Origin of the sequence: Micromonospora sp. WMMA1363 (assembly GCF_030345795.1) — a bacterium.
Lineage (GTDB): Bacteria > Actinomycetota > Actinomycetes > Mycobacteriales > Micromonosporaceae > Micromonospora.
On record NZ_JAUALB010000001.1, the window covers coordinates 3,155,968 to 3,167,584 of the forward strand.

Consider the following 11,617-nt stretch of genomic DNA (forward strand, 5'->3'; position numbering starts at 1 on the left):
GGCGCTACGAAGGCGTCAACGACGGGACCCGTCCCTACCGCAGGGCGGCGGGGGCGTCCGGTGGCACGGCGAGGCGGCGGGGCGGGACGGCGGACAGGCGAGTGTACGGGGAGCCGAGAGGTGGGCGGGGGTCCTCGTCGCCCCTGTTCGGCCAGAAGGACATGGCGCGCTCGGCCTGGGCGGTGATGGTGAGGCTCGGGTTGACGCCCAGGTTGGCCGAGACCGCCGCGCCGTCGACCACGTGCAGGCCCGGGTGCCCGTACACCCGGTGCCAGGGGTCGACCACGCCGTCAGCGGAAGTGGCACCGATCACCGCGCCGCCCAGGATGTGCGCGGTCATCGGGACGTTGAACGGTTCGGTCAGCGCCCCGCCCGGCACCCCGCCGATCTCCTCGGCGAGCAGCCGCACCGCCTGGTTGCCGGCGGGGATCCAGGTCGGATTCGGGACACCGTGGCCGGCGCCGGCGACCAACCTCCGGCCGAGCAGCCCACGCCGCATCCGCGTGGTCAGCGAGTTGTCCACCGACTGCATGACCAGGGCGATCACCGTCCGCTCCGACCAGCCGCGGACCGACAGCATCCGGGCCGCCGCGACCGGCTGCCGCGCGACGGTCGCCAGCCAGCGACGCACCCGGCGCGGACCGCCGTCGACCAGCAGCGACTGGAGCAACCCCATCGCGTTCGATCCCCGGCCGTAGCGGACCGGCTCGATGTGGGTCTGCGGATCAGGGTGGAACGAGCTGGTGATCGCCACCCCTTCGGTGAAGTCGGTCCGGGCGGCCCGGGCTTGCCGGCGGGGCACCGACGCGCCGAGGATCGCCTCCGAGTTGGTCCGGGTCAGCTCGCCGAGGCGGACCGAGAGCCGGGGCAACGCACCGGTGGCCCGCATCCCGTGCAGCAGCCGCTGGGTGCCCAGCGCGCCAGCCGCGAAGACCACCTGGTCGGCGTGGATCAGTTGGCGCCGCGGGTGCAGCCACGACCCGGTGCGGACGGTGTGCACCGTGTACCCGCCGCCGTGCGCCGGGTGGACGGCGGTCACCGTCGTCAGCGGGCGCACCTCGGCACCGAGCTTCTCGGCGAGCCAGAGGTAGTTCTTGACCAGGGTGTTCTTCGCCCCGAGCCGGCACCCGGTCATGCAGGCGCCGCAGTGCGTGCAGCCGGTGCGCTCCGGGCCGGCCCCGCCGAAGTACGGGTCGGGCACCCGCTGCCCCGGCCGGCCGATGTGCACTCCGACCGGGGTGGCGTGGAAGGTGTGCCCGGCCCCCATCCGGTCGGCCACCGAACGCATCGCCCGGTCCGCCCCGGTGACGACCGGGTAGGTGGTCACGCCGAGCATCCGCTTCGCCTGGTCGTAGTGGCGGGCCAGCTCGTCGCGCCAATCGGTGATGTCCCGCCACTGCGGGTCGTCGTAGAACGCGTCGAGCGGTTCGTACAGGGTGTTCGCGTAGACCAGCGAGCCACCGCCCACCCCGCTTCCGGAGAGCACCATGACTCCGCCGCCGGCCCGGCGGTCAGCCGCCCGCAGCAGGGTGATCCGCTGGAGGCCGTAGCAGCCGAGCCGTGGTGCCCAGAGGAAGCGGCGCACCCGCCAGGAGGTCTGCGGGAACTCATCGTCGGCGAAGCGGCGCCCGGCCTCCAGAACACCGACGGTGTAGCCCTTCTCGGCGAGTCGCAGCGCCGTGACGCTGCCGCCGAAGCCGGACCCGATGACGACCACGTCGTACCGCATGAACGCATCATTACCGGCGGGTAGCCGCCGCGCCAGAGGCAACGTCGACGGTCACGAACTCCGCTCGCTGACCCGATTCCCGCGATCTTGCCGCTTCGGGGCCCCCTCCTGCGGTTTCACCCGCTGTTGAGGCAGCGAGAGCGCGGGATCGCGGTCAACGCGGGGGTTCGGGGCGGGTGGGACGGGTCGTGCCCATCAGCCAGGCGTCGAAGAGGGACGTCAGCTCGGTCCTGGCGACGCGTTCGGCCAACGCCACGAACTCGGCGGTGGTGGCGTTGTCGTCGCGCTTCTGCGCCGCCCAGCTCTTGAGGATCTCGAAGAAGGCCTGGTCGCCGACGGTCATCCGGAGCGCGTGCACCGTCATCGCGCCGCGCTTGTACACCGACTCGCTGAACAGGTTTCGCACTCCGGGCTCACCAGGCGGCGTCCGCCACACCCGGTCGGGCGAGCCGGCGTACCGTGCGTCGAACTCCGCCTGTGCCGTCCGCCCGCCGTCGTGCTCGGCCCACAGCCACTCCGCGTACGAGGACAGTCCCTCGTTGAGCCAGATGTCCTGCCACCTCTTCAACGCCACGCTGTTGCCGAACCACTGGTGGGCCAGTTCGTGCGCGACCACCCCGGTGTTCTCGCCCCGCCGGAAGAAGCCGGCGGAGTAAACCGGCCGACTCTGCGTCTCCAGCGCGTACCGGATGCGGTCGTCGGAGACCACCACGCCACCGTACGCCTCCACCGGGTACGGGCCGAAAACGCTCTCCAGGTAGTCCGCCACCTTGAGGGTCTTGGCGATCGACGCGTCGGCGGCCCCCTTGGCCACCTTCGAGGTGACCGCGTGGAACACGGGGCGTCCCCTGTGCTCACCCTGGGTCAGACGAAATGTGCCGATCGCCACCGTGCTGAGGTAGCTGGCCATCGGGGTGTTCTCGGCCCACGTCCAGGTCGTCCAGCCACCGGCGCTGCTCTTCCCACCGGGCACACCGTTGCTGACCGCGGTCAAGCCGTCCGGGACGGTGATCTCGAACTGGTAGGTCGCCTTGTCCGACGGATGGTCGTTGACCGGAAACCAGGTGCTCGCCGACTCCGGCTGCCCCACCGCGATCGCCCCGTCGCTGGTGTGCAGCCAGCCGCCGTCGCCGCCGCCGAGCACCTCGTTCTTCAACGGCTTCGGTACCCCCGCGTAGGTGATCTCGGCGGTGAACCCGTTGCCCGCCACCAGCCCGGCGGCCGGGGTCACCACCAACTCGTTCTCCTCCTGCCGGTGCTTGGCGGCGGCACCGTCGACGGCCACGCCGCTGACCTTCAGCCCGGCCAGGTCCAGATTGAACGACGACAGGTCGGCCGTGGCCGAGCCCCGCACCGTCGTCACCCCGCTCAGCTGGTCCGTCGCCGGGTCGTAGCGGACCTTCACGGTGTACGCCGTGACGTCGTACCCGCCGTTGCCGTAGCCGGGGAAGTACGGATCGCCGACCCCAGCCGCTCCGGGCTTGAAGTCCCGCGTCGGCGTCGGCGTCGGACTCGGCGACCGCGTCGGCGCCGCCGCCGGCCCGGACGCACCACAGGCGGTCAGCCCGACCGACCCGGCCAGCAGCAGGCCGATGCCCACCCGGACGCGTTCCATCACCAGTCCCCTTCCCCGAAGGCCCGCCGGCCGCGCGCCCGCCGATCGCTGCGGCCCGCTGTGGAAGGCCGCAGACAGGAGGGTAGCGACCGCCGTTCATGACGTCACGGCAGGGCGGGAGCGGTGGTACCGGTCAGCCAGGCGTCGAAAAGCGGGCGCAACGGCTTCTCGGAGACCCGTTCGGCGAGCGCGACGAGGTCGTCGGTGGTGGCGTTGCCGCCCCGCCGCTGGTCCGTCCAGGTCCGTAGGATCGTGAAGAAGGTGTCGTCGCCGACCACCCGCCGCAGTGCGTGCACGGCCAGCGCCCCGCGCTGGTAGACGGCGGTGCCGAACAGTCGCTCCCGACCCGGGTCGAGGGTCGGCCGCGACCAGTCGGTCATCGCGTACTGCGACTCGAAGATCCGCTGTGCGGACCGGCCGCCGTCGTGCTCCTCCCACAGCCACTCGGCGTAGGTGGCGAAGCCCTCGTTGAGCCAGATGTCCCGCCAGCCGGTCACCGTCACGCTGTTGCCGAACCACTGGTGCGCCAGCTCGTGCGTCACCACGCCCAGGTTGAGCCGGCCGTTCCGGAAGAAGCTGGGCCCGTAGACCGGCCGGGACTGTGTCTCCAGCGCATACCCCACCCGGTCGTCGGTGACCACCACCCCGCCGTAGGAGTCGAACGGGTACGGCCCGAACCGGCTGGCGAGGAAGTCGGCGATCTCGCCGGTGCGGGCCACCGACGTCGCCTCCGGGCCCGTCGCGGGCAGGCTCGCCGGCACCGCGGTGACGATCGGCTTTCCCGCGTGGGTGCCGGTCTCCACCCGGTAGTCCCCGATCACCAGGGTGGCCAGGTAGCTCGCCATCGGCGACCGCTCGGACCAGCGCCACGTGGTCCAGCCGTCCCGGCTGACCCGCTCCTCCGGCACGCCGTTGCTGAGCGCCGCCAGCCCGTCCGGAACGGTGGCCTCGATGTCGTAGGTGGCCTTGTCCGAGGGGTGGTCGTTGACCGGGAACCAGGCGGCGGCCGAGTGCGGCTGGCCGAGCGCGATCGCGCCGTCGGCGGTGTGCAGGAACCCGCCGCTGCCCAGCGGACCGGCGGACCGGGCGGTCGGGACGCCGGAGTACTCCACGTCGACGGTGAACCGTCGGCCCGCCGGGATGCCGCTGCCCGGGGTCACCACCAGCTCGTGGCCGTCGCGGTGGTGCCGGGCCGGGCCACCGTCGACCGTCACCGCCGCCACCTCGAGGCCGGTGAGGTCCAGGTTGAACCGGGACAGACCGTGGGTGGCGGTCGCCTCGATCCGGGCCCGCCCGGCCAGCCGGTCCGAGGCCGGGTCGTAGCGCACCGCGAGGCGGTAGGCCGCCACGTCGTACCCGCCGTTGCCACTGCCCGGCACGTACGGGTCGGCCAGGTCCGCGCTGCCAGCCCGAAAGACGGCGCGCGCTTCCCGGTCCTCCGGCTCGGTGGTACAGCCGACCAGAACGAGGGCCGCCGCGACGGCCACGGCCAGCGCCGGGCGGATCTGGGCTGAGGTACGACGCACCGGTCGAGCCTATCGGCGCGACCGGTGCGTACGGTGCCACTCGGCGCGGATCAGCGGTCCAGGACCAAACCGACCTTCTGGAACTCCTTGAGGTCGCGGTAGCCGCACTTGGCCATCGCCCGGCGCAGTCCACCGAACAGGTTGAGCTGGCCGTCCGGGTCGTCGGCCGGGCCGAACAGCAGCTGCTCCATCGAGCCGAGCGGCTCCCCGGCCACCTCGAACGCGCCCCGTGGCAGCGACGGGTGGCTGGCGGCCGAGTGCCACCACGCGCCACCGGCCGGTGCCTCCGCGCACAGCGACAGCGGCTCGCCGAGCATCACCGCGTCCGCACCGCAGCCGAGAGCCTTGGCGATGTCGCCCGAGGTCTGCATGTCGCCGTCGGCGATGAGGTGGACGTACCGGCCGCCGGTCTCGTCGAGGTAGTCCCGCCGGGCCGCCGCCGCGTCGGCGATCGCGGTGGCCATCGGTACCCGGATGCCGAGCACGGACTCGGTGGTGGACCAGTCGTCACCGCCGATGCCGACGATCACCCCGGCCGCGCCGGTGCGCATCAGGTGCAGGGCGGTCTTGTAGTCGGTGCAGCCGCCGACGACGACCGGCAGGTCGAGGTCGGCGATGAACTCCTTGAGGTTCAGCGGCTCGTCGGTGGTGGAGACGTGCTCGGCCGAGACGATCGTGCCCTGGATGACCAGGATGTCGACACCGGCGTCGAGGACCACCGGGGCGAGCGCCAGGGTGTGCTGCGGGGAAACCCGCACAGCCACCGTGCCGCCACCGGCGCGCAGCTCGCGGACCCGCTCGGCGATCAGGTCGGGGCGGATCGGCTCGGCGTACACCTCCTGGAGCCGCTTGGTGTGGCGTGCCTCCTCGCCCAGGCCGGACAGCTCCTCCAGGATCTTCGTCGGGTTCTCGTAGCGGGTCCACAGACCCTCCACGTTGAGCACGCCGAGACCGCCGAGCTGGCCCAGCCGCCCCGCCGAGGACGGACTCATCGTCGCGTCGGAGGGGTGCCCGACGCAGGGGATGCCGAACTGGTACGCGTCGAGCTGCCAGGCCGTCGAGACGTCGTCGACATCCCGGGTACGGCGGCTCGGCACGATCGCGATGTCGTCCAGGTGGTAGCCGCGCTGCGCGGTCTTGCCCAGCCCGATCTCGACCACGTCACGCATGGGTTCTCCAGGTGTGTTCGGGGGTGGTGGGGAAGGTCAGCGGGTGTGGTAGTTGGGCGACTCGACGGTCATCTGGATGTCGTGCGGGTGGCTCTCCTTGAGCCCGGCCGCGGTGATCCGGATCAGCTGACCGCGCTGGTGCAGCTCGGCGATGCTCTCCGCGCCGGCGTACCCCATCGCCAGCCGCAACCCACCGACCAGCTGGTGGGCGACCCGGGACAGCGGTCCGCGGTAGGGCACCTGGCCCTCGACGCCCTCCGGGACCAGCTTCTCGTCGCTGGTCACATCCTGCTGGAAGTAGCGGTCCTTGGAGTACGACTTCGCCTGGCCCCGGGACTGCATCGCGCCCAGCGAACCCATCCCCCGGTACGCCTTGAACTGCTTGCCGTTGACGAAGATCAGCTCGCCCGGGCTCTCCTCGCAGCCGGCCAGCAGGCTGCCCAGCATGACGGTGTCCGCCCCGGCGACGAGCGCCTTGGCGATGTCGCCCGAGTACTGGACGCCGCCGTCGGCGACGACCGGAACACCGGCCGGCCGTGCCGCCCGCGCGGCCTCCATGATCGCGGTGATCTGGGGTACGCCGACCCCGGCCACGATCCGGGTGGTGCAGATCGCACCGGGGCCCACCCCCACCTTCACGCCGTCCACACCGGCCTCGATCAGTGCCTTCGCGCCGGCATACGTGGCGATATTGCCACCGATGACGTCGACACCGGTGTCCTGCTTGACTCGGGCGACCATCTCCAGCACCGCCCGCTGGTGACCGTGTGCGGTGTCCACGATCAGCACGTCGACACCGGCATCGACCAGGGTGCGGGCCCGCTTGTAGGCGTCTTCGCCGACACCGACCGCCGCGGCCACCCGTAGCCGGCCGGCGGCGTCCTTGGTGGCGTTCGGGTACTGCTCGCTCTTGGTGAAGTCCTTGACGGTGATGAGCCCGCGCAGTTTGCCGGAGTGGTCGACGATCGGGAGCTTCTCGACCTTGTGCTGGCGCAGCAGGCTCAGCGCGTCGTCCTTGCTGACCCCGACCGGCGCGGTGACCAGCGGCGTACGGGTCATGATCTCGCGAACCGGGGTGGCCGGGTCGGAGACGAAACGCATGTCGCGGTTGGTGACGATACCGACCAACTGGCCGTCGCCGTCCACCACCGGCACACCGGAGATGCGGTACCGCCCGCACAGCGAGTCGACGTCCTGCAGGGTGTCGTCCGGGCTGGCGGTCACCGGATTGGTGATCATACCGGACTCCGAGCGCTTCACCAGGTCGACCTGGAACGCCTGGTCCTCCACGGAGAGGTTGCGGTGCAGCACACCGATGCCGCCCTGGCGGGCCATGGCGATCGCCATCCGCGCCTCGGTCACCGTGTCCATCGCGCTGGACAGCAGCGGAACGGAGAGCGTGACGTTGCGGGTCAGCCGGGTGACGGTGTTGACCCGGCTGGGCACCACGTCCGACTCGCCCGGCTGGAGCAGCACGTCGTCGAAGGTCAGCCCGAGCGGCACCACCCGCGCCGAGCCGGCGGGTAGCTCCGGCAGGTGACCACCCAGCTCGCCGTTGTCGGCGCCGGTCGGTTGAGCGGTGCTGGGCGAAATTTCCACGATTGCTCCCCTGAGCTGCTCGGACGGGCTTCAACGCGGTGGCGCGGGGCGGGCACCGGCGCACGCCGGGTGACGGCGCGTCGTCCCATCGTACCCAGTGACCTGGCCCGTCCCCGCGACGGCGGGCAGGCCACACGGCACCCGGGGGGCGGGCGTCGGCGGGATGTTGGGTCTACGGTGAGGGGGTGCACGACGAGCCCATCGACCCGTTCAACGGCGACCCGGCCGATCCGGCAGCTGGCCTGCATCCCACCGGCGACGAGCCACTCGACCCACTGACCGACGTCGAGCGGCAGGACGTGCTGGAGGACCTGGCCGATCTGGAGATCTACCAGGCGTTGCTGACACCGATCGGGGTGCGCGGGCTGGTCATCGAATGTGAGGACTGCCGCGAGCCGCACTACTTCGACTGGGATCTACTCCGCGGGAACCTGCGTCACCTGCTCACGTCCGGCCGCCCCCGGGTACACGAGCCGGCGTACGATCCTGACCCGGATCGCTACGTCACCTGGGACTACGCCCGGGGCTACGCCGACGGGGTGCACGACACGCTGAGCGAGGACGCCGACGACGAGCCCGGCGCCGATCACTGAGCCCGCCTGATCACGCCGATCACCGGGCCCGCTGATCAGGCCGGCCGGATCGGTCACCACGGTCGATCGCGCCGGGAGGGCCGGCTCCGGGCGGCGGGCGCTCAGGCGACCAGCCCGGCGCGGAAGCCGGCGGCCACGGCATGAGCCCGGTCGCGCGCGCCGAGCTTGCGGAACAGACGCCGGGCGTGGGTCTTGACCGTGTCCTCGGAGACGAACAGCTCCCGCCCGATCTCGGCGTTGCTCTTGCCCTCCGCCATGCCCAGCAGCACCTGCAACTCGCGTTCGGTCAGCCCGACCGTCGGCCGCCCCTCCCGGGCGGCCGACGCGGTGTGCTGACCGCTCGCAGCCGCCTCCTCCGCTTCCCCGGCGGTCGGGTCGGCGGGGTCGTCGCCGCGCTGCACCGGCACCATCGCCGGATGTCCGCCCGTGCCGTCGGCGGCCCCGGCCGGCCAGGCCGGCGGCGAGTCGGCGGGCGCCCTACCGGGCGACGAAGAGCGGGCCGGCCCACCCACCGACGCCGCGTCCCGGGCGGGATCGGTGATCCGGTTCCGGCTGGCTCGCCCGGGGGCCGCGAGCAGCAGCAAGGCTTTCGCCACCGCGCTGGTGAGGTCGTGGTCGGTGCCCTGGATGAGTCCGCGGGCACCGGCGCTGATCGTCGCCGCGGCCGCCTCGGACTCCTCGGCGCCGAGGAGCAGCACCGCGGCCTGCGGCGCCCGGGCAAGGACCCGCCGGACGAACCCGGCACTGTCCGGCCGGGTGAGCGCCGTGTCGGCGAGTACCACGTCGGCGGGACGTTCCGCCAGCCGCAGCATCACCTCGGGGTCGGAGACCGCGGTCCGCACCGCCCCGGACAGTCCCAGCCGCGCCGCCGCGGAGGTCAGGTGCTGTGCCGCCAAGGGCGTCCGAACGCACACGAGAACCGTACGCACAGTGGTCTCCTCTCCGCCAACGAGCAGACCATGAGCCGGTGACCTCGGGAGGAGGTTCCGGGCAATCTTCCGAACTTTTCCGACAGTTGGGGCATATGCCGCTGATTGTCCAAGGTTTGGATCACAGACGTGTGAGTCGCACCCGCCCCGGGTACCGGAACGTCGAGCCGGACACGGCGCGCCAGCGCGGACGCCGACCGCACGGGATCTCCGCGTACCGCGCGGAAGGAGGGTGCTGATGCCGAACGTACGCAGACTTCCCAGCCCCATCGTCGACCGCTGGGACTGGCAGCGCCTCGGCGCCTGCCGGGGCCAGGACAGCGCCCAGTTCTTCCACCCCGACGGCGAGCGGGGATCGTCCCGGCTGCGCCGGGAGTCAGGCGCGAAGGCGGTCTGCCGTGTCTGCCCGGTCCGGGCCGAGTGCGCGGCACACGCGCTCTCGGTCCGCGAACCGTACGGCGTGTGGGGCGGCTTCAGCGAGTTCGAGCGGCTGCGCCTACTCGCCGTCGGCTGGGAGGACCTGGCCGACCGCCGGCAGACTCGGGTCGACGTCGCCCGGCTGGAGGCCCGCCTGGGCCGACCGCACACGTCGACCGTTCCCAACCAGCGCAAAATCGCTTAAGCCCGACGGGAGACCACCGCGGTGTCGCGCCCGGACACCCGCAGGTCTGGATCGCGGCCCGGCCCGCGACCACCAGCACGGTCGTTTCGACTGGCGAGAGGGCCCGTGGGCGTCAGACCACGGTCACCCGGACCGTGTGCCACCCGGTCGCGCCGTCCGGTGCCACCGACGAGCGGCGGGCGGTCTGCGTCTCGCCCGTCGAGTCGGTGGCGCGGACCTCGAGTTTGTGCTCACCCACCGTCGCCTCCCACCGCCACGACCACTGCACCCAGGTGTCCACCGAGACCGTGGGAGCCAGCTCGGCCGTCCGCCACGGGCCCTCGTCCACCCGGACTTCGACCCGGCGAATACCACGGTGCTGGGCCCAGGCCACCCCGGCGACGACCACCGCGCCGACGGTCAGCCGGTTGCGAGGGCGCGGGGTGTCGATCCGCGACTGGGTCTTGACCGGACCCTGCGCCGACCAGCCGCGCGGCACCCAGTACGCGTCGAAGTCCGCGAAGCTGGTCAGCTCCAGCTCGCTGACCCACTTGCAGGCGGACACGTAGCCGTAGAGGCCGGGAACCACCATCCGGGCCGGGAAGCCGTGCTCGACCGGCAGCGGCTCGCCATTCATACCCACGGCCAGCAGGGCATCCCGCCCGTCACGCAACACCGCGGTCGGGGTGCCGCAGGTCCAGCCGTCGACGGAGCGCCCGACAACCTGGTCGGCCCCTTCCTCCGGGTCCGCCTCGTCGAGCAGTTCCCTCAGCGGCACACCAAGCCAGCTGGCGGTCCCGATCAGATCGCCGCCGACCTCGTTGGAAACGCAGGCGAGGGTGACGTACCGCTCCACCATCGGCCGAGCCAGCAGATCGTCGAACGTGAGGGTGATCGGGTTGCGCACCCGGCCGTGGATGCGCAACCGCCAGGTGGCCGGGTCCACCTGAGGCACCACCAGCGCGGTGTCGATCCGGTAGAAATCGGCGTTCGGGGTCACGAAGGACGCGAGCTGCGCGACGCCGAGATCGGCGCCGGCGGGAACGGCGGGTGCCGGGGACGCCGGTGACGGCAGGGCGACCGCGCCGCGGGCCACCGACACGCCCCGCCGGCTGGCCAGCCAGCGACCGCCGACACCGGCCACTCCGGCCGCCCCGAGCAGCAGCCCGGTGGCGGCGAGAAACCGCCGCCGCGACTCCGGATCCGGGGGTACGGTCTCCTCGGTGTCGCCGTGCGCGGCGACACCGAGGCGCTCCGGGCGGCCCGACGGGACCGGCCGCTCGGGGGGAACCGGGGGGACCCCAGGCGCCGCAAAACCGGTCGTGCCGGGAACGGCCGGTGCTGGCGGGGTGACAGCGGGCGGGGTGGGCGGAGACCAGGGCCAGGGGTCCAACTCCAGCGGACCGGCGATGAACGCCCAGAGCACCAGCGCGCCGAGGGCGCCACCGGCCAGCGCCGGCAGGGCGTCGGCGGCGTCCGCGCCAGCCCGGGTCAGCGCCGCCCCGACGCCCAGGGCGGTGAACGCCGCGACGCCGGCGAGGCCGTACGTCAGCCGACGCCGGGACACCACGCCGAGCAGCGCGGCGAACCCGGCCAGCAGCAGCGCCGTCCCCACCAACAGAGCGATCTTGTCGTACCTGCCGAAGACCGCGATGCCGACCCGCTTGAGCGGCTCGGGCACGGTGTCGACCACCAGCCCTCCGACGGCGACCAGCGGTGCCGCGCGAGGGCCGGTCAGCGCGGCCACGGGTTCCGCCGAGCCGATCGCCACCGCGGCGGCGGTCACCCCGGCGAGCGCGGCATGGCGGCGCGTCGTCGTCGTGCTCACGCCGGCCAGTCTTTCCGATCGGCGCGAG

The 11,617-nt window shown here is 72.5% G+C and carries 9 protein-coding genes; 2 read left to right on the plus strand and 7 right to left on the minus strand.

Annotated features, from left to right (window positions below; all coding sequences use genetic code 11):
* Positions 1–34: 34 nt before the first annotated feature.
* The 5 genes from QTQ03_RS14475 to guaB form a co-directional block, all read right to left on the minus strand.
* Positions 35–1,729, minus strand: coding sequence for a GMC family oxidoreductase (locus tag QTQ03_RS14475; protein ID WP_289278491.1), 1,695 nt, complete (start codon positions 1,727–1,729; stop codon positions 35–37).
* 154 nt (positions 1,730–1,883) lie between these two features.
* The gene (locus tag QTQ03_RS14480) at positions 1,884–3,344 is read right to left on the minus strand and encodes a M1 family metallopeptidase (protein WP_289278492.1); all 1,461 of its coding nucleotides are present in this window, start codon (positions 3,342–3,344) and stop codon (positions 1,884–1,886) included.
* 104 nt (positions 3,345–3,448) lie between these two features.
* Positions 3,449–4,870 (minus strand): M1 family metallopeptidase, encoded by a 1,422-nt coding sequence (locus QTQ03_RS14485; protein WP_289278493.1) that lies wholly within the window; start codon positions 4,868–4,870, stop codon positions 3,449–3,451.
* Positions 4,871–4,920: 50 nt separating this feature from the next.
* Positions 4,921–6,039, minus strand: a complete 1,119-nt coding sequence (locus QTQ03_RS14490; RefSeq protein ID WP_289278494.1) for a GuaB3 family IMP dehydrogenase-related protein — start codon at positions 6,037–6,039, stop codon at positions 4,921–4,923.
* Positions 6,040–6,075: 36 nt separating this feature from the next.
* Positions 6,076–7,638 (minus strand): IMP dehydrogenase, encoded by a 1,563-nt coding sequence (gene guaB, locus QTQ03_RS14495; protein ID WP_289278495.1) that lies wholly within the window; start codon positions 7,636–7,638, stop codon positions 6,076–6,078.
* Between the two features lie 185 nt (positions 7,639–7,823).
* Between guaB and QTQ03_RS14500 the strand changes: the two genes are divergently transcribed.
* Positions 7,824–8,231 carry a DUF5319 domain-containing protein gene (locus QTQ03_RS14500; protein ID WP_289278496.1) on the plus strand — a complete coding sequence of 136 codons (408 nt, stop codon included), beginning with the start codon at positions 7,824–7,826 and terminating at the stop codon, positions 8,229–8,231.
* A gap of 101 nt (positions 8,232–8,332) precedes the next feature.
* Here QTQ03_RS14500 and QTQ03_RS14505 read toward each other — a convergent pair whose 3' ends face one another.
* On the minus strand, positions 8,333–9,160 hold the full coding sequence (locus tag QTQ03_RS14505; protein WP_289278497.1) for a helix-turn-helix transcriptional regulator: 828 nt from the start codon (positions 9,158–9,160) through the stop codon (positions 8,333–8,335).
* A 238-nt stretch (positions 9,161–9,398) separates the two neighbouring features.
* On the opposite strand from QTQ03_RS14505, the gene QTQ03_RS14510 reads away from it, so the two are divergent.
* On the plus strand, positions 9,399–9,782 hold the full coding sequence (locus QTQ03_RS14510; RefSeq protein WP_289278498.1) for a WhiB family transcriptional regulator: 384 nt from the start codon (positions 9,399–9,401) through the stop codon (positions 9,780–9,782).
* Positions 9,783–9,894: 112 nt separating this feature from the next.
* Here the strand turns inward: QTQ03_RS14510 and QTQ03_RS14515 are convergent, their stop codons facing one another.
* A complete protein-coding gene (locus tag QTQ03_RS14515) occupies positions 9,895–11,589 on the minus strand; it encodes a molybdopterin-dependent oxidoreductase (RefSeq protein ID WP_289278499.1) in 1,695 nt (564 codons plus the stop codon).
* Positions 11,590–11,617: the final 28 nt, after the last annotated feature.